The sequence below is a fragment of the Williamsia sp. D3 genome, assembly GCF_000506245.1.
In the GTDB taxonomy this organism is placed as follows: Bacteria; Actinomycetota; Actinomycetes; order Mycobacteriales; family Mycobacteriaceae; genus Williamsia; species Williamsia muralis.
Genome location: NZ_AYTE01000004.1, coordinates 188,966 through 207,277 on the forward strand (window position 1 = coordinate 188,966; position 18,312 = coordinate 207,277).

Annotated in this window: 19 protein-coding genes and 2 pseudogenes; 15 read left to right on the top strand and 6 right to left on the bottom strand. The window is 64.4% G+C overall.

Annotation, left to right across the window (positions count from 1 at the left end; translation table 11 throughout):
• Positions 1-9 precede the first annotated feature (9 nt).
• Complete coding sequence (locus tag W823_RS34610) at positions 10-675, bottom strand: histidine phosphatase family protein (RefSeq protein ID WP_023954957.1); 666 nt, start codon at positions 673-675, stop codon at positions 10-12.
• Positions 672-1,592 carry a prephenate dehydratase gene (gene pheA, locus W823_RS34615; RefSeq protein ID WP_023954959.1) on the bottom strand — a complete coding sequence of 307 codons (921 nt, stop codon included), beginning with the start codon at positions 1,590-1,592 and terminating at the stop codon, positions 672-674. The genes W823_RS34610 and pheA overlap by 4 nt, the downstream gene beginning before the upstream one ends.
• Positions 1,593-1,723: 131 nt before the next feature.
• Between pheA and W823_RS34620 the strand changes: the two genes are divergently transcribed.
• The 9 genes and pseudogenes from W823_RS34620 to W823_RS34655 all read left to right on the top strand — a co-directional run bounded on the left by W823_RS34620 (position 1,724) and on the right by W823_RS34655 (position 10,090).
• Entirely contained in the window at positions 1,724-2,488 is a 765-nt protein-coding gene (locus W823_RS34620) for a DUF2470 domain-containing protein (RefSeq protein ID WP_023954961.1), read from the top strand.
• Between the two features lie 36 nt (positions 2,489-2,524).
• Positions 2,525-3,337, top strand: coding sequence for a CPBP family intramembrane glutamic endopeptidase (locus W823_RS34625; protein ID WP_023954963.1), 813 nt, complete (start codon positions 2,525-2,527; stop codon positions 3,335-3,337).
• A gap of 506 nt (positions 3,338-3,843) precedes the next feature.
• Positions 3,844-4,767: an LCP family protein gene (locus W823_RS0127870; RefSeq protein ID WP_369792571.1), complete on the top strand. Its 924-nt coding sequence runs from the start codon at positions 3,844-3,846 to the stop codon at positions 4,765-4,767.
• A 44-nt stretch (positions 4,768-4,811) separates the two neighbouring features.
• Positions 4,812-5,462, top strand: a complete 651-nt coding sequence (locus W823_RS34630; RefSeq protein ID WP_081729617.1) for an MSMEG_1061 family FMN-dependent PPOX-type flavoprotein — start codon at positions 4,812-4,814, stop codon at positions 5,460-5,462.
• Between the two features lie 83 nt (positions 5,463-5,545).
• Positions 5,546-6,190: a dihydrofolate reductase family protein gene (locus W823_RS34635; protein WP_023954966.1), complete on the top strand. Its 645-nt coding sequence runs from the start codon at positions 5,546-5,548 to the stop codon at positions 6,188-6,190.
• 149 nt (positions 6,191-6,339) lie between these two features.
• Positions 6,340-7,332, top strand: a complete 993-nt coding sequence (locus W823_RS34640) for a D-isomer specific 2-hydroxyacid dehydrogenase family protein (RefSeq protein WP_023954968.1) — start codon at positions 6,340-6,342, stop codon at positions 7,330-7,332.
• Positions 7,325-8,365, top strand: a complete 1,041-nt coding sequence (gene vanA, locus W823_RS34645; protein ID WP_031331356.1) for a D-alanine--(R)-lactate ligase — start codon at positions 7,325-7,327, stop codon at positions 8,363-8,365. Before W823_RS34640 ends, vanA begins: the two co-directional genes overlap by 8 nt.
• A complete protein-coding gene (gene vanX / locus W823_RS34650; RefSeq protein WP_023954972.1) occupies positions 8,362-8,970 on the top strand; it encodes a D-Ala-D-Ala dipeptidase VanX in 609 nt (202 codons plus the stop codon). Before vanA ends, vanX begins: the two co-directional genes overlap by 4 nt.
• 68 nt (positions 8,971-9,038) lie before the next feature.
• Positions 9,039-10,090, top strand: a pseudogene (locus W823_RS34655) (glycosyltransferase).
• 9 nt (positions 10,091-10,099) lie between these two features.
• Here the strand turns inward: W823_RS34655 and W823_RS34660 are convergent.
• Both W823_RS34660 and W823_RS34665 read right to left on the bottom strand, forming a co-directional pair.
• Complete coding sequence (locus tag W823_RS34660; RefSeq protein ID WP_031331359.1) at positions 10,100-11,212, bottom strand: HAMP domain-containing sensor histidine kinase; 1,113 nt, start codon at positions 11,210-11,212, stop codon at positions 10,100-10,102.
• A pseudogene (locus W823_RS34665) lies at positions 11,205-11,899 on the bottom strand (response regulator transcription factor). Before W823_RS34665 ends, W823_RS34660 begins: the two are co-directional and overlap by 8 nt.
• An 86-nt stretch (positions 11,900-11,985) precedes the next feature.
• On the opposite strand from W823_RS34665, the gene W823_RS34670 reads away from it, so the two are divergent.
• The 5 genes from W823_RS34670 (at position 11,986) to W823_RS34685 (ending at position 15,854) form a co-directional block, all read left to right on the top strand.
• Positions 11,986-12,492 carry a M15 family metallopeptidase gene (locus tag W823_RS34670; protein ID WP_023954976.1) on the top strand — a complete coding sequence of 169 codons (507 nt, stop codon included), beginning with the start codon at positions 11,986-11,988 and terminating at the stop codon, positions 12,490-12,492.
• Positions 12,493-12,674: 182 nt separating this feature from the next.
• A complete protein-coding gene (locus W823_RS34675; RefSeq protein WP_235189394.1) occupies positions 12,675-13,478 on the top strand; it encodes a manganese catalase family protein in 804 nt (267 codons plus the stop codon).
• Positions 13,478-13,618 (top strand): hypothetical protein, encoded by a 141-nt coding sequence (locus tag W823_RS58630; RefSeq protein WP_235189396.1) that lies wholly within the window; start codon positions 13,478-13,480, stop codon positions 13,616-13,618. Before W823_RS34675 ends, W823_RS58630 begins: the two co-directional genes overlap by 1 nt.
• Before the next feature lie 441 nt (positions 13,619-14,059).
• Positions 14,060-15,076: an NAD(P)/FAD-dependent oxidoreductase gene (locus W823_RS34680; protein WP_023954978.1), complete on the top strand. Its 1,017-nt coding sequence runs from the start codon at positions 14,060-14,062 to the stop codon at positions 15,074-15,076.
• Between the two features lie 31 nt (positions 15,077-15,107).
• Positions 15,108-15,854, top strand: coding sequence for a GNAT family N-acetyltransferase (locus W823_RS34685; RefSeq protein ID WP_023954980.1), 747 nt, complete (start codon positions 15,108-15,110; stop codon positions 15,852-15,854).
• A gap of 43 nt (positions 15,855-15,897) precedes the next feature.
• Here W823_RS34685 and W823_RS34690 read toward each other — a convergent pair whose 3' ends face one another.
• Positions 15,898-16,596 carry a YoaK family protein gene (locus W823_RS34690; RefSeq protein ID WP_023954982.1) on the bottom strand — a complete coding sequence of 233 codons (699 nt, stop codon included), beginning with the start codon at positions 16,594-16,596 and terminating at the stop codon, positions 15,898-15,900.
• A 52-nt stretch (positions 16,597-16,648) separates the two neighbouring features.
• Positions 16,649-17,539: a dihydrodipicolinate synthase family protein gene (locus tag W823_RS34695; protein WP_081729618.1), complete on the bottom strand. Its 891-nt coding sequence runs from the start codon at positions 17,537-17,539 to the stop codon at positions 16,649-16,651.
• A gap of 38 nt (positions 17,540-17,577) precedes the next feature.
• On the opposite strand from W823_RS34695, the gene W823_RS34700 reads away from it, so the two are divergent.
• The gene (locus tag W823_RS34700; protein ID WP_023954986.1) at positions 17,578-18,294 is read left to right on the top strand and encodes a GntR family transcriptional regulator; all 717 of its coding nucleotides are present in this window, start codon (positions 17,578-17,580) and stop codon (positions 18,292-18,294) included.
• The last annotated feature ends 18 nt before the right edge of the window (positions 18,295-18,312 follow it).

Below are 18,312 nucleotides of genomic sequence, written 5' to 3' on the forward strand. Positions count from 1 at the left end.
CCGCCACGGCTAGCCCATCGGGTCGCGGGCGAGCTCTGGTTCGTCGTCACGCCGGAACGGCGGCAATTCGCTCCCCCACCGCAGGCATGTCCATCCGTCGGCGGTCCGGGTCAGTTCGATCGATCCTGTGTTCCCGAGGTGGTGGGCGAGCGCGAACTCGGTCGGCATGTTCACCAGGCGGGCTGCGACGAGCCGGATGGCTGCGCCGTGACTCACCAGATGCACATCGGGACCGGAGTCGTCGGCCTGCAGGTACCGGTCGGCGATGTCCTCGATGACAGGCAGGAAACGTTCGTAGACGTCGTTCAGTGATTCACCACCGGGCAACCGCGCGCCGAGGTCGCCGGCGAACCAGCTTCGGACCGTGGTGGAGAACACCTTGTGCGCGTCTTCGGATGTCTGGTCTTCGAGGTCGCCGACCTGCACCTCGTGCAAGCCGTCGAGTACCTGGTTCTGCACTTCCCACACCGAACCGATCAGGTCGGCCGTCTGCCGGGCGCGCAGGGCCTGCGACGAGAACAGCACCGGGTCCGCGACGTCAGGTCGTTCGAGCGCATACCTGGCGGCCTGACGTGCGCCGAAGTCGGTGAGACCCGCGCCTGGCAATGCGGTGTCGAGTCGTTGGAGCACATTCGAGGTGGTCTCGCCGTGCCGGACGAGATGCAATGAGCTCATCGGTCCAGACCCTGCCTGATCGATTCGAGCCACTGATCGCTGTGTTGATGGCTGGGCGGCGGGGTGCCGTTGGGCCGGGCCGACGGCCACGAGCCGAGAAAGTGCATCGCCGTCGCGCGCCGATGGAGGGCCCCGAGCGCTTCGGCGATGGGCGGATCGTCGAGATGGCCCACCACATCGAGATTGAAGAAGAAGCCGCCTGGCTCCCGCCTGGGTCGTGACTCGATACGCGTCAGGTCGATGCCGCGCGTCGCGAACTCGTACATGGCAGCCATCAGCGAACCCGGGACGTTGGGCAGGTCCAGGGTCACCGACGTGCGGTCGCGGCCGGTGCGAGCGGGGACCGGACCGGGCCGGCCCACCAGCACGAAGCGGGTGTTGGCCTCGGCCGAATCGGCGACGCCCGTCGCCAACGCGTGCAGGCCGTAGAGCCGGACCGACAGGGGCGTGGTGATCGCGGCATCCGCCCGACCTTCCACCACGTCCTGCGCAGCCGCCGAATTGGATCCGCTGGTGACGAGTTGCGCCCCCGGGTAGTCGCGCTCGAGCGTCTCGCGAACCTGTGCCGAGGCCACCGGGTAGGCGGCGATCGTCGTGATGTCCGAGGAGGCCATCGGCCCCCGGGTGGCCAACGTGAAGGCGATGTCCAGAACGGTTTCGGCAAAGATCTGCACCCTCGAGCCCTTGATCAGCGCGTCCAGGGTCGCCGGCACGGAGCCTTCCACCGAGCTCTCGATCGGGACGCATCCGTAGGCGACCTCACCTCGACGGACGAGATCGATCACTCGGCCCGGGCTCGTGGCACTGACTCGTTCGACATCACCGTCGTCCCCGAACGACGGATTCTCGGTGAGCAGTTGCTCCAGAGCCATCTCGGTGAACGTTCCGGAGGGTCCGAAGTAGGCGATCGCAGGCACGATTTGAAGATTACGGCAGTGAACCGGAGCCGCCAGAAAGCTTGCGAGCCGAAGCAACCCGTGATTAGGTTAGGGTTACCTACACCGAGCAGACAGGGTGACACCCTTCCGCCGACCATCGAGGACAGCAGATGTCGAAAATCGCCACCGCACGACCGTCAGACGCCGAGCTGATCCGTACCGCCTGCATGCGCGTCACCGAGGCAATGCTCGCGATCGAGGGCAGCGAACCCTCGCCGGTGACGATGGTGCACCTGTACGACTCGCAGGCCTTTGTTCTCGTACCCTCCGACTCCGCCGCGTGCGCGCTGGCTTGGCAGGCCGGTTCAGCGGGACTGCCGGCGATGGTCGAGGTGACCGACCTCGCCCCCATCGAGCTACGGGAACAGGTCCGTTCCCTGATCTGGCTCAACGGGGCACTGCACTCGGTGCCCTCGGATCTCGAACGGGATCTGGCTTGTGAGATCGCCACCGACCACCCCTCGGCGGGACTGCTCGACATCGGTCACGGCTACTCGCTGCTCCGCCTGAACCTGAGCTCCGCGGTTCTTGCCAATTCGTCCGGAGCCGCCTCGGTGTCCACGCCTGAGTTGGCCGCCGCCGCGCCGGACCCCTTCTGGGAGCTGGAGGCCGATTGGGTCGCCCACCTCGACGAGGATCACGCCGATCTGGTCGCCGCGCTGAGCGGCCGGTTGCCGGCAGAATTGCGCGAAGGCCAGGTGCGTCCGTTGGGTATCGACCGCTTCGGCGTCCGGCTCCGTATCGAGGGACCCGAGAGCGATTCCGATGTTCGGCTGTCGTTCCCACGACCGGTTCACGACGTCTTCGAGTTGTCGCGTGCCCTGCGAGCCCTGGCCGGCTGCCCTTACATCAACAGCCTGCCCGGCCAGAGCTGACGACGCTGCGCAGAAAGCGCCAGTAATCTCGACCGGGTGAACCTGCGCCCGTGGCTACAGCCGACACGACCGGCGCAGCCGGAGGTGATCACCGATCCCCGTCAGCGACGCGCGATCGGTATCGAGATCACGATCGTGCTCGTCCTCACCTTCGGGTTGTCGGGCGCTCGTTCTCTTCTCTCGCTCATCGAAACCGCCATGTCCGAGCGCGGGGTGGGCGGCAGCGCCGTCGCACTGAACAACAGCGCATCCGATCTCGGTCTCATCGACTTCTTCTACCAACTGCTTGATGCCTGCAGATTGTTCGGCATCGCCGCACTGGCGGTGTACCTGATCTGGCGTGCCGGGGTTCCCTTGGCACGCATCGGTTTTCCGCGCATCAAGGCGCGCTTCGATCTCCCCCTGGGAATCGGGCTGGCCGCGCTGATCGGGATACCCGGCCTGGGTCTCTACGTTGTCGCAAGGGCTTTGGATCTCAACGTCCAGGTTCTCCCGTCGAATCTCGACGAGACATTCTGGAGATTGCCGATGTTGGTGTTCGCGGCAATCGGCAACGCGGCAGCCGAAGAGTTCCTCGTGGTGGCCTACATCATCACCAGGCTGCGACAACTCGGATGGAGCGAGAACCGCAGCCTCCTGTTCTCTGCTGTGCTGCGCGGTAGCTATCACCTCTACCAAGGTGTCGGCGGTGGACTCGGCAACGTCGTCATGGGCCTCGTCTACGGCCGCGTTTTCCAGCGAACCAATCGAGTGTGGCCGCTGGTCATCGGGCATGCACTCATCGATACGGTCGCCTTTGTCGGGTACGCGATGCTGAAGGACCACCTCGGGTGGCTGGAAGCGAATTGAGTCGCGTTCGGCCCTGCGTTCTTCAGTAGAGTCTGTGCAATGACTGACCAGGACGAGCCGTTCATCCGCCGCCCAGGCGGCGCGGGACGTCCCCGTCAGGGACAACCGCCCCAGCCCGGGGGGCCGACCCGGCGGATGGTCCCGGGCCCCGGTGGTGGCCAACCCAACGAAAGGCCCGGCCCGGTTCCCGGGCGCCCACCACAGCAGGACCCATTCCGCGGACGTGTCCCAGGGCAGGGTCCGCCGCGTCAGGCCCCACCTCCCGCCGCACCACCGCGGTCGCCTCACGGGTCCGCCACCCACGCCCGCAGGACTACCAACCCGCCCGCGCTTGGTCGGAGTCCGGCGCGCCCGAGACCCGAACATCGCGACCTGCTCAGGGACCACCCCCGGTGGTCGCCTACAACCGGCCGCCGCGGCAACCTCCGCGCGATCCGGGGGATCGCCGCCGAGACCGTACGGTCCCACCGCCACCACCGCCGCGCCGCCGCAGACGGCTCCCGATCGTGCGTACTGTCCTGATCCTGCTGCTGGTGATGGTGCTCGGCACCGTCGGCCTGCTCGTCTACTTCGACACCAAACTCAATCGCGTCGACGCCCTGTCCAATTACGAGGGACGGGTCGCGAGCAGCGCCGGCACCAATTGGCTGCTGGTCGGCTCTGATTCCCGCGCCGACCTCAGTGAGGCCGAGCGTCAAGCTCTCTCGACAGGCGACAGCGAGGGCTCTCGGACAGACACGATCATGCTGGTCCATTTCGGGTCGGGCGGTAAGCCGATGATCATCTCCATCCCGCGAGATCTCTACGTCGACATCCCCGGTCAGGGTTCACACAAGGTGAACGCCGCCTTCAACCTGGGCGGCCCGAAGTTGTTGGTACAGACCATCGAGACCAACACCGGCCTGCGGATCGACCACTACGCAGAAATCGGCTTCGGCGGATTCGACAAGATGGTCGATGCGGTCGGTGGTATCGAGATGTGTCTCGACGCCCCGATCAACGACCCGCTCGCCGGAATCGACCTCAAGGCCGGTTGCCAGACCCTGAACGGCCGCGAGGCCCTGGGGTTCGTCCGCACCCGCGCATTCGCGAACGCCGACCTCGAGCGTGTGGTGAACCAGCGCAAGTTCATGGCAGCGCTGATGAAGAAGGCAACCAGCGCCTCGACAATCCTGAACCCGTTCCGCTTCTGGCCCTTGGTGAACGGGACCGTGAGCTCCCTGACGGTCGACAACGGCGACCACATATGGCATCTCGCACGCCTCGCGTGGGCCCTGCGCAGTGACCCGGTCACGGTGACCACTCCCAACGACGGGTCGATCTTCACCGATGACGGTGACTCACTTGCCTGGGGCGACAACACCACCGCGTTCTTCGCGGCCATCGCAGACGGCAAAGAGGTCCCGCCCGAACTGATCCAGACCGGCTGATCCTTCACACGGATCAATCCGACCATCGAAAGGGCGTTTCTGCCATGACATCGACATCAGGTGGGCCCGCCCCCACGGGACGTCCGAGCCGCATGTCGCATGACCGGGTCAGGGAGTTGATCGGTGAGCCCGCGGGCCTGGCGGTGACAAAAGTGCAACGCACCATCGACCCCAGCTTCCGCCGGTTCATCGCACGTTCGCCGTTCCTGTGCATGGCCACCTCCAACGACGACGGATCCGCCGACTGCTCTCCACGCGGCGACCAGCCAGGATTCGTGAAAGTTCTCGACGACACCACCATCGCCATCCCCGACCGCATCGGCAACAAGCGGATCGATTCGTTCGAGAACATCTTGTCCCGCCCCGGCATCGGTCTCATCTTTCTTGTGCCCGGTCATCGCGAGACCTTGCGTATCAACGGGAATGGCTACCTGACCGAGGATCCTGACCTCCTGCCCCAACTCGCGGCCAAGGACAAAACTCCCGGACTCGCTCTCGTCGTCGAGGTCGACGAGGCATATCTACACTGTGGCAGGGCCATTCTGCGATCCAAGTTGTGGGACCCCGCGAGTCTTGCGTCACCGGGAGAGGTACCGACCACCGGCGAGATCATGGCCGCTCAGTTGCAGCGTGATGAGGCCACCGCGCACCGCATCGACGAGGACATCGAGGTCGCCTACCAAACCCTGTACTGACGTCCCGGCCTTGTCACCGATGAGTTCCGACGAGTTGCGGGGTCCACTCTTCGACGGCCAGATCACTTCATCGGGAGCACACCATGGGCAAGATATACCTGGAATTGTTCGCAACCCTCGACCTCGTCGGACAGGCGCCCGGCGCACCCGACGAGGACCCGATCGGGTTCCCGTTCGGTGGCTGGCAGGCACCACTGTTCGACGAGGTCGCAGGGGGCCAGGTCGGCGCTGCTTACGAGGGCACCGACGCCCTTCTTCTCGGCCGACGAACCTACGACATCTTCGCTGCACATTGGCCTCATCAGGAGGAAGGCCCCGACAACGAGATCGCCACGTTGTTCAACCGCATCCCCAAGTACGTCGCCTCACGCGGCAAGCCGGACCTCTCGTGGGCAGGCTCTTCTCAACTCGGACCGAATCTGTCCGATGCGGTGGACGAGATCCGTGAGCGGCACGAGAACATCAAGGTCGTCGGAAGTCTGAACCTCGTACAGACCCTGTTGCGCGACAAGCTGTTCGACCGGATCGATCTGTGGCTTCATCCCATCATGCTCGGAGTCGGCAAGAAGATATTCGATGGCGGTGCCGTTCCCACCAATCTCACCCTCGTCGAACCACCGGCAGCGGGGCCTCGCGGCACCGTCTATCTGCGCTATGAACTCGCCGATGGGACTCCCGGAACCGGAGATATGGCAGGCCGCGACCAGGAGGCCTTGCAACAGGATTGACCCTTCACACGGCGTGATGCCGTAAGCACAACCAGAAGCGGCACGTATCGTCGGCGTATCGATTTCCTCATACGTCCTGGCAACACCCGCCTGTCTTGACTGTGGGCATGCCCTACAGCACATCAGTACACCAGGCGGCCCACCGGCCGATGCCTGTCGGTTCGTCCGCAACGCCCGCACCTTTCGTGGGAATCACGGTGTACGGCTGCGAGCACGACGAAGCCCACCTCTTCGAAGAGATGGCGCTCGAGCTGGGTGTGGCGATGACCATCACGGCAGCAACGGTTTCCACCTCCAATGCAGGGCTGGCAGAGGGGAATCGCTGCATCAGCATCGGGCACAAGACACCGGTGTCGAATCCTACCTTGGTGGCACTCAGCCGGGCCGGTGTGGAGTACATCTCCACCAGGAGCATCGGTTACAACCATCTGGACGTCGAATATGCTCGGCGGCTGGGCATCTCGGTCGGGAATGTCAGCTACTCCCCCGACAGCGTCGCGGACTACACCGTGATGCTGATGTTGATGTCCGTGCGAGATGCGAAGTCGGTCATCAGACGCACGGACGTCAGCGACTACCGGTTGAGTGAGGTTCGCGGTCGAGAACTGCGCGATATGACCGTGGGAGTGATCGGCACCGGCCGCATCGGCACCGCCGTCATGAATCGACTGCGAGGCTTCGGTAGCCGCATCCTGGCCTACGACACCCGCCCCACGGTTGGCATCGATTTCGTCGACCTCGACGAACTGGTGGAGCAGAGTGACCTCATCACCCTGCACACACCGCTCCACGCGGGAACACACCACCTCCTCGATCGCGAACGACTCGGCCGGATGAAGCGCGGCGCGTACATCGTGAACACCGGCCGGGGCTCGCTCATCGACACCGAGGCGCTCGTAGGTGCGCTGGAGAGGGGCGACCTCGGTGGCGCGGCCCTCGATGTGGTGGAGGGCGAGGAGGGGATTTTCTACGCGGACTGCAGGACTCGATCGCTCAGAAGCACCCTCCTGTCGCGTTTGCAGAGGATGCCGAACGTGATCGTCAGTCCGCACACCGCCTACTACACCGACCACGCACTGCGCGACACGGTCGAGAACTCCATCGTCAACTGCTTGAGATTCGAGAGGGAACATCATGGCTAGGTTGCGCATCGGAATCATCTTCGGCGGATGTTCCGAGGAACACCCCGTCTCGGTCAAGTCCGCGCAGGAGGTGGCCAAGCACGTGGACCTCGCGAAGTACGAGCCCTTCTACATCGGCATCACCAGAAGTGGCGCCTGGCGGCTGTGCGACAACCCTGAATACGGTTGGGAAACAGCCGAATCTCGACCGGCGCTGCTGTCTCCCGACCGAAGCGTCCACGGGTTGCTGGTCCTTGACCACGGACGCTACGAGATCATGCGTCTGGATCTGGTGCTTCCCGTTCTGCACGGCACCCTCGGCGAGGACGGGGCCATCCAGGGACTGCTGGAACTATCCGGCATTCCCTACCTTGGCTGCGACATCCAGAGCTCAGCCCTCTGTATGGACAAATCACTCGCGTACACCGTCGCCAGAAGCGCGGGAATCGCCACGCCGAACTTCTGGGTTGTCGGTGTCCAGGGAGACGTCGACGCCGATCAACTTCCCTACCCGGTCTTCGTCAAACCGGCACGCTCCGGGTCGTCGTTCGGCGTCAGCAAGGTGCGGGGTCCGGGCGAGCTCGCGAATGCCATTGCCGATGCACGCCAGTATGATTCGAAGATTCTCATCGAGGAGGCAGTTCTCGGCAGCGAAGTCGGCTGCGCCATGCTGGGCACCAGCAGCGACGTGATCGTCGGGGAGGTCGACCAGATCACGTTGTCCGACGGCTTCTTTCGAATTCATCAAGAGGCGAATCCGGAAAGTGGTTCGGAGAACTCGACCGTCACCGTTCCCGCGAACATATCCGCCGAGTCGCGAGCACATGTGCAGGAGACAGCGAAGGCCATCTACCGCGCTTTGGGCTGCCGGGGGCTGTCCCGCGTCGACATGTTCCTCACCGAGGACGGGCAGGTGATCCTCAACGAGGTCAACACCCTGCCAGGACTGACCTCATACAGCCGCTACCCGAGAATGATGGCCGCTGCCGGCATGTCGTTGTCCGACGTGATCGACCACATGGTCTCCATGACGTTGGCCGGTGCGTACTCATGAATGCCGATTTCGTCTACGTCGATGAGTTCGTGTCCGGCATACGTTGGGACGCCAAGTATGCGACGTGGGACAACTTCACCGGCAAACCCGTGGACGGGTACCTCGCCAATCGGATAGTCGGCACGCGAGCCCTGTGCTCGGCCCTCGAGCAGGTGAGGGACAAGGCCGCATCACTCGGGTTCGGCCTGCTGCTCTGGGACGGCTACCGTCCTCAGTGCGCCGTCGACTGCTTCGTCCGCTGGGCACAGCAGCCCGATGACGCGAAGACGAAGTCCCGGTACCACCCCAACATCAGCAGAACCGAGATGTTCGACAAAGGTTATGTGGCCTACAAATCGGGCCACAGCCGGGGTAGCACCACCGACCTGACGCTGTACCACCTGGACACCGGAGAACTCGCTGCCATGGGTGGCGGGCATGACCTGATGGATCCCATCTCGCATCATGGCGCGCCCGGGACCACAGCCGCCGCGGCCAGGAATCGCGAGTGTTTGCGCTCCCTCATGGAGGCGTGCGACTTCGCCTCGTACGACAGTGAGTGGTGGCATTACACACTGAGGGACGAGCCCCACCCCGACACCTACTTCGACTTCCCGATCACGTGACAGCCGGCCCGGTACCGGCTCCGCGTGTGGTTGTGGCCGGGGGACATTCAGCCGGCCACATCGAGCCGATGTTGAACTTCGCCGACGCACTCCACAGCCTGAAACCCACTGCCGTCATCACGTCGCTCGGTACCACTCGCGGACTCGACACCACCCTGATCCCGTCACGGGGATACCGGCTTGAACTGATACCACCGGTTCCGCTACCCCGCCGACTGAACCGTGCGCTGCTGAACCTGCGACGAGGCTGTGCGCTTCGGTACGGTCTGCGGGTGCGGTCCTTGACAGGGCCCACGCGGAGGTTCTGGTGGGTTTCGGCGGATATGTCTCCGCGCCGGCGTATCTCGCCGCACGCATGCGTGGTCTCGCGATCGTTGTGCACGAGGCGAACGCCCAGCCCGGCATGGCCAACCGGCTCGGCGCCCGACTCACGACACATGTGTTCACCGGCGCGCCCGGTGTTCGCCTGCCACACGCCGAGGTCATCGGAATACCCATGCGCCCGGACATATCTCAGCTCGATCGTCTCAGTCTGCGCGACGCGGCCCGCCGCCGATTCGGCCTGCGAACCGACCTGCCGGTCCTGATGGTGACCGGCGGATCCCAAGGTGCCCGAACCATCAACGCGGCGGTCTCCGGTGCGGCGCCGTCACTGCGGGCACACGGTGTGCAGGTACTGCACATCACGGGACCTCAGCGCCGGATCGATGTTCCCGGTGGCGACTTCGAGGGCGCACCCTATGTCGTTGTCCCGTATGTCGACGACATGCAATATGCCTACGCTGCAGCAGATTTCGCGATCTGCCGTTCTGGCGCCATGACGTGCGCAGAACTCGGCGCCGTCGGCCTACCGGCAGCGTACGTACCGCTGCCGTTGCGCGGGGGCGAGCAGCGGTTGAACGCAGCGCCGGTTGTGGCGGCCGGCGGCGCGATAGAGATCGAAGACGCGTGCCTCGACACGACCTGGATCGAGACCACGTTGATCCCGTTGCTCACGAATCACGTTCGACTCAAGGCGATGTCGGCCGCGGCATCGGCATCAGGCGCACCGGATGCCGACGTGGTTCTCGCCCGCCATGTACTGAATGTTGTCGCCGACCGACGCACATCAACGGAGTAAGGGCCGACTTCACCTGACGATGCGCTCACCTGCCGCGGGCAATCGGACGATGACGCGCAGGCCTCCGGCCGGCCGCGGCGTGAGGGTCAGCGTTCCGTCGTGTGCGTGGGCGATGCTCTTGACGATGGCCAGACCGAGACCCACACCCGCGTGGCCGTCTCGAACACGGGCGGTACCCCGCTGGAATGGCTCGGTGATCGTGGAAACCGCTCGAGCGGTCAGCTTGTCGCCGGTGTTGTCCACCGTGAGAACAACCGCGTCGGGCCCGACAGTCGTGCTGATCCACACCGTGCCCGATTCGGACAGGTTGTGGACGATCGCGTTGTGAACCAGGTTGGTCACCATCTGGAGCAGCAGTGCGTGTGAACCGGCGGTGGAAGCGATGTCACCGACGGTCTCGATGGTCAGGCCACGGTCTTCTGCAAGGGGAAGAAGGGTTTCGACGGCTTCCTCGGCGATGAGGGACAAGTCGACGTGATCCCGACTGAACACGCGCTGGTCGGCACGGCTGAGCAGCAGGAGCGCTTCCGTGAGATCTATCGCCCTCGAGTTGACAAAATAGAGGCGGTCGATCAAATCTCCGGTGTCGCGGTTCGGGTCGCTGCGTGCCACATCGAGAAGGGTCTGTGTGATGGCCAGTGGAGTGCGCAGCTCATGAGAAGCGTTGGCGGCGAACCGTTGTTGTTCCGCGACGTGCGCTTCGAGTCGGGCGAGCATTGCGTCGAAGCTGTCGGCGAGCTCGCGGAACTCGTCGTTGCGGCCCTCGAGTGCAACCCGGTGGGACAGTGACCCACCCGCGGCCAGCCGGGTGGCGGTGGTTATCCGCGTCAGCGGTGCCAACATGTGTCCGGCGAGGATCCAGCCTCCCACGAGGCCGAACACAAGCAGGAACGCCATCGCGGCGGCCGCCTTGGGTATGAAAGCGTCCTCCAGGTCGGAGCGGTCGGGGCCGGAGCCCGGCATCCTCGGCATCCCGCCCGAGTTCATCTCGGCAACCTCCGGTACGTAGCGCAGCAGGAACACCCGCACTGCACCGAGCAGCAGAACTCCCGCGAGCATGAGGAACCCGGCATAGCTGAGAGTGAGTTTGAGTCGGACACTCAACCCGGGCTTCCTATCCACGTCCTTCTCCTACGTCGTCCGTGCTGGCCGCCGTGTCTATCCGATACCCGACTCCCGGCACGGTGGCGACCAGCCAGGGCTCACCAAGCCGCTTCCGTAATCCCGAGACCGTGATCCGCACCGCATTGGTGAAGGGGTCGCATTCTCATCCCATGCCCGCTCCAGAAGTTCTTCGGCGCTGACCACACCTCCTTCAGCGGTGACGAGGACTTCGAGCACAGCAAACTGCTTGCGGGTCAACGCCACATACCGACCATCCCGGTAGACCTCCCGGCGGAATGCGTCCACGCGCAACCCCGCGATCTCCCGTACGGGCGGCCTGTTGCGTGTCCTCCTGCGGTCGAGCGCGCGGAGCCGGAGCACGAGCTCTTTCAATTCGAACGGCTTGGTGAGGTAGTCGTCGGCACCCAGCTCGAACCCGGTTGTCTTGTCGTCGAGCCGGTCGGCCGCCGTCAGCATCAAGATCGGCATCCCGCTGCCGGAAGCGACGATGCTCTCGGCGATCTCATCGCCGGACGGCCCGGGGATGTCGCGGTCGAGCACAGCGATGTCATAGGAGTTGATGCTCAACAACTCGAGAGCGGTGTCGCCATCACCGGCAGTATCGGCGGCAATCGCCTCAAGGCGCAGCCCATCCCGGATGGCCTCGGCCATCAACGGTTCGTCCTCGACCACCAAAACACGCATTCGCTGATGCTACGAGCCGCCGCATATCGTCGACATACCGAAAAGCACATACACGCTGGCAACACGGGAGTTCCTTCACTGGAACCATGACCCGCACAGCACCGGCACCTAGTAGCGCGACCAACGGTCACCGCGTCCTGTCCGAGGATGACGGAGTCCTGCCCCCAGGCACCTCCGTGTTCGACGAGCACCTCCCGGGTGTGGCCAACGTCCACCGCGACCTCCTCCGTGCCGTTCGCCGCGCGGCCGTTGACGCGGCAGCCGAAGGCGTCGATTTGCAGGTCAACAGCGGATGGCGTTCCCCGGCCTATCAGGCGCAGCTCCTTCAGGACGCGGTCTTGAAGTTCGGCTCGCGCGCAGAGGCGGCACGGTGGGTCGCCGCGCCGGAGAGATCGGCACATGTCTCCGGAGACGCCATCGACGTCGGGCCCCCACGGGCGGCGGCGTGGCTGTCCACGCACGGTGCACGGTACGGGCTGTGCCGCATCTATCAGAACGAGCCGTGGCACTTCGAAATGCGCCTCGACGCAATTGAGAAGGGCTCCCCCGCAATGTATCCGGACCCAACCTACGACCCGCGGTTGAACGCTTGACATCCCTAATACGGACACGTCGGTTTGATCTGAGATTACATGGGTACTAGAGGACTGACCGGTTGCTCCGAATGCGGTGGGCGAATACAAAGACGCCGTTGCCGCCCGCTTTGAGTCGGTGAACAAATGCATTCAGTTTATGTTTTCCGGTCGTTTCACCGAAATAATCTTGAGGAGAAATCGTGTACTTGCACACACAGCAGTTGATCAATGAGATCGCCATCGACGAGCCCGATCCCGCAGCCGCGAACGCGCTGCAAGAGGGTCTGGGTGGTCAGTTCGGCGAGATGCGCACGATGATGCAGTACCTCTTCCAGTCGATGAACTTCCGCGGCGATGCGTCGTCCAAGGCATACAAAGACCTGCTCCAGGGCGTGGGGACCGAGGAGATCAGCCACGTCGAGCTGATCGGAACCACCATTTCCCGGCTCCTGGACGGGTCACCCGAGTACAACGGCAAAAAGACCGATCCCGTCGACAAGCCTGGTGCCAAGGGCGCGACGCCGCTGAAGATCGCTCTCGACACCAGCAACATCCACCATTACCTGGTGGGCGCGCAGGGCGCGCTGCCTGTGGACGCCGCCGGTAACCCGTGGTCGGGGTCGTATGTCTACAACAGCGGGAACCTGGTCCTCGACCTGCTGTACAACCTGATGTTGGAGTCGACCGGTCGACTGCAGAAATGCCGGATCTACGAGATGACCGACAACAAAGCGGCGCGCTCGACGATTTCTTATCTGATCGTGCGCGATCAGGCCCACGAGAACGCTTTCGCCAAGCACTGGAGAGTCTCGGCGTCAACTGGGGCAAGGTGCTGCCGATTCCCAAGACGAATGCCGAATCGTTCCCGGAGGTCAAGAAGCTCATCGACAAGGGTTTGCAGAGCATCCAGTACACCTTCAGCGCTGACGACCAGAGTGAAGCCGCCAAGCTCTACCGCGGAGCGTCACCGTCGAATGACGGCACCGAACTGTCGACTGCCGTGATGCCCGAGGGCTTCCCCATGACCATCGCGCCGGAACGCAAGGAAGAGTTCGCACCCGGCCTCGACAAGGAACTGCTGGCGCTGATCCAGGCCACAGCCGAAGTCGAGATCGCTGCAGCGGACAACCCGAAAACCAAGTAGCCAGTACGACAAGGCAGAGGCGACGCGGTGTTCACCGCGTCGCCTTTTGTCGTTGGGTGGGGGTGTGCGCTCGCGGTACCGGCCGACGCTCGAGTTTCGTGACCGGGCCGCCAGGAGCGCTCGCCAAACCGGCACACGCTCGGACTACAGACGACGCAACGCCCAGTTTCGCGAGCGGGCCCAGAGCTTCGCTCGCGATACCGACCAACGCTCGGCCCGCAGACCGAGCGCGCGCGGGTTTCATGACCGGCGTTGCCGGCCTCAGCTTGGCCCGGTTTCCTGAGCTTCTCTGACCCGCGCCCGCGGTGGCGACACAACCCGTCCTACACCCGAACCCGCCCACAAGTTGCCAATCCAGCAAGAATACTTGCCGGATCTCGAAACCTTGAACCACCTTGAATCGTGCCCATCGATAGGCGATGAGCACCTCAAGGAGGATTCATGAACTCGACTGACAACTTCTACGACGTGGTCGTCATCGGCGGCGGACCGGCTGGGCTGGGCGCAGCGACGACCCTGGCGCGGTCGCTTCGCACGGTCCTGGTCATCGATGGCGGCGAACCACGCAACGCCAAGGCAGACGGCGCGCACAATCTGCTCGGCAACGAGGGCATCTCACCACTTGAGCTGCTGGCGAAGGGCCGACGCGAAGCGAAGCACTACGGCGCGCAGATCACGACCGGCAGCGTGTCGGCGGTCCGACGCGACACCGACGGTTTCGAGGTCGACTTCACCGACGGCCACACCGTCAACTGCCGCCGACTCCTGCTGGCGACGGGCCTCATCGACGAACTCCCCGACATTCCCGGCGTGGCCGAGCTGTGGGGATCGAGCGTGCTGCACTGCCCGTACTGCCACGGCTGGGAAGTGCGCGGACGCAAGCTCGGGGTGCTCGGCACCGGAGCCATGAGCGTGCACCAGACGCTGTTGTTCCGCCAGCTCAGCGACAACGTCACCTTGTTCTTGCACGAGATGCCCGAACCGAGCGAGAGCGAATGGTTGCAGCTCGCTGCCCTGAATGTGTCTGTGGTGCAAGGGAGAGTCACGCAGCTTGTCATCGAAGATGGCACGCTGCGCGGAGTGGAGGTGGCCGGCGGACGACGTTTTGATGTCGAGGCCGTCACGGTCATGCCGCGGATGGTCGCACGAGCCGACGTCTACGAGCTGCTCGGCGGCAAGCTGTCCGACCACATGTCCGGTGGCCTCTACGTGGCGACTGACGAGATGGGTCGCACCGACATCGAAGGTGTCTGGGCTGCAGGCAATGTCACCGACCTCTCGGCAACGGTCGGGTCGTCGGCAGCCGGTGGGATGAGGGCCGCCGCCGCCATCAACTTCGACCTCATCTCCAGCAATGCGCAGGCGGCGGTCAAAGCCAGGGCGGCGTCGTTCTCACGGGAGATCGAGACAGCGGTGACCACCAGGATTCTCGGCGATCGGCGCCACGGTGTGCACTGAACCCCACGGAGGAGTCGTGCATACTCGCGAGGTGGCAGGCATTGAGAAGAACACCAGCTCCACACCGGTGAGCGACATCGGCCCGCTGGCGGACCCAGTCGGTGAATCACTGCGGCATCGTCACGCTCATCTCGCGCGCAGATTCGGCCGGGCCAGCGCATACCGTTCCGGCGTCGCCACCTTTGCGGCCGTGGACAGTGACCAAGATCCCCGCAGATGGGACGATCTCGCGCAATTGGTGGGCCCAGGTGAGCTCGCCGACATGTTCAGCTCCACCGCAGAGCCACCGGCCGATTGGGAACCGGTGTTCCATCTCGACGGCTTTCAGATGATCTACGACGACGACGAACCGTGGGGGCACGCAAGCGTCGACGTGGTCGAGCTGGGTTCGAAGGACGTGCCCGCCATGCTCGACCTCGTCGCGTTGACCCGCCCCGGACCGTTCTTCCCGCAGACCCCAGAGATGGGCACCTACATCGGAATTCGTGAGGACGGTGCTCTGGTGGCGATGGCCGGTGAACGGCTGCGGCCACCGGGTTGGACTGAGATCAGTGCAGTCTGCACGGCCCCCGGGGCTCGAGGACGCGGTTACGCGTCTCAACTGGTAACCGCGCTTGTCACCAGCATCATGGCCCGCGGTGATCGGCCGTTCCTGCACGTGATCAAGTCGAATACCGCTGCCGTCTCACTCTATGAACGACTCGGTTTCCGCGTACGCGAACAGGTCACATTCCGGGGCTTCCGGATACCGCCCGCACCGCACACTCAAGAGCAGTGACGGTCGGGAGTCCACTCCCGATGCACAGCGGATCACAACTTCTTCAGGCCGACGCTCGCATGTGAATGTGCCCGATCACGGTCACCAGGACCGACAACCCCGCGGCGACGGCCAGCGCGACACCCACGGCGCTCACAGCCAGCAGCAGAGCGCCGATCAACGCTCCGACGAAAATCGTTGCGATCGCGCCGAATCGACGGTTCCACAGAGCGGTTCGACCACCACGCGTCCATGTCTCGGCGGCCAGCGATGTCAGGGTGGAGGTCACCACCACCGTGGTCATGTCGGCGATGGCAACCTTGCGTGCCACGCACGCCTGGATGCCCATTGCGGCGGCCGTTGCCGCGGCAACGCAGATCTGAGCCGACACAGAGTGTTCGGTGTCGGTGAGGGCGGCAGCTGTCGCCGCGGCCGCGAGGATCACCGAACCCGCAGCAAGGCAACCAGTCACGGCCGTTGTCCAGCCCTTCGGCCTGCGCCGCAAAACCATTCCGGCGGCAAAAGACCCGATCACGAAGGTGCCGAGCGCAATGGCGGGTCCGAGGACGGGGAGATCGTCGGCGCCGGCGACACCCATTCCGAGGATGACGATGTTGCCCGTCATGTTCCCCACGAAGACACGGTCCAGCCCCAGGTAGCCGACCGCATCGACCACGCCGGTGACAAACGTCAGTACCAACATCAGGACCAGGCCCCGCCTTTCGACGCGGTCGAGAAGTGCCGGTTCTTTCGGGGATGTCATCGGGTGCTCCAACTGGTAGGGCGGGCTGAGTTCGGCAACGGACGGTGTGGGCTCAGCCGGCAGCGAAACCCATTCGCTCGCTGTGGACGTCGAATGCCGGGTCGTACGACATCGTAGGTCGCCTGACAGCCGAGTCGGCGATGACACCTTGCCGTCGCCAATGCTCCTTGCGGATCGCAATGCTCGTGCCCGGTTGGGTCTCGTAAGAAATCAGCGAGGCCACGGGGTCGATCATTCGCTGTGCACCCACGAGGTCGCCCGACTCGATGCGCCTGACTGCCTGCACCAGTACCTCGGGACGCGAGATCCCGGCAGCAGCCCACCGGGCCCCGGCCAGGAAGTCATCGACCACGCCGATGCCACCGTTACCGGAGACAACCACGGTGTCCACGTCTTCCCGAAGCCTGCGAATTCTCGAAAATGTCGGCGGCGCCTCGGCTTTGACCGCCATCAGCGATGGTCCCAGACCTGCCAGTGCACCGACCAGATCGTCGATGTCGATGCGAACACCGGTGGCCGACGGCAGATCCTGCACCATCACCCGCAGATTGCTGAGGCCGTGCGTATCAACAATTGAACGTCTTACGACATCGGCGTCGTTTGATCGAACAGGGATCATCACTCCTGCCAGCGACGTCCCGAACCGTGTGCCGAGCGCCGTCGCCTCGTCCGCCGCGACCGCCGGGTCCAGTGACATGACCGTGGCGATGACGGGAGCGCCTTGCGATGCGCTGATCACGACGTCGAGCACCGTCATTTTCTCGTCGAGCGAGAGCGAGGCCGGTTCGGCGATGACCCCGAGCGCGATCGATCCCGTACATCCTCGCCCGAGCATTTCGCGGGTCAGCGCCCGGAGGGACTGCTCGCAGATACGTTCGCCGCCTGGTGTGAAGGGCGTGGGTACCATTGCCCACACTGCACCGACCGAGTCAGTAGCATTCATCTGGATCCAATCCTCGAGACGTCTGCGGAAGGAAATCGATGGCACAGAACGGCGGCGGTGAGCCCGCCGGAGCCACCTCGCCGCTGGTCCAGCAGCTCGTGGACACGATCGCGGAGCGAATCAGCCGCGGCGAGTACAACTTCGGGACCTGGATACGCCAGGAGTCGCTTGCCAGAGAACTCGGCGTGAGCCGGATGCCGATCCGTGAAGCGCTCGGCCAACTGCAGGCTCTGGGCGTCGTTGAGATCGTCCCCAACCGCGGAGCCCGGCCCCGTCAGCCGTCGTTGCGCGAGTTGACCGAGGTCTTCGAGGTCAGGGCGTTGCTCGAGGGGCACGCCGCCCACGAGGCAGCCCGGTTGATCACCCACTCTCAACTGCAGGTTCTCTACGCGGCCGTCGATGATTTCCGTGCCGTCGTGCAGGCTGCCCTCGACGGGGAGTCCACGCCTGCAGAGCTTCGCAAGCGCTGGGTCAAGGCCAACTCCACCTTTCACGACACGATCCTGGACGCGGGCGGGAACACTCAGCTCACCGCGACGGTGTCGTCGCTGCATCACCGGATCCCCCGCAACCTCACATGGACGGCTCTTGATGCCGACCCACGCTTGCTGGCCGAGAACGCCGACGCGCACGCACGCATCGTCGAAGCCATCGACCGCCGGGACGGCGACGCTGCCCGGGACCTGATGATCGAACACTCCCGCCGGGCTCGCGAACTCATCACCAGCCGATCACAAGAGACCTTCACGCCCTGACCGTCACAGATCCCATCG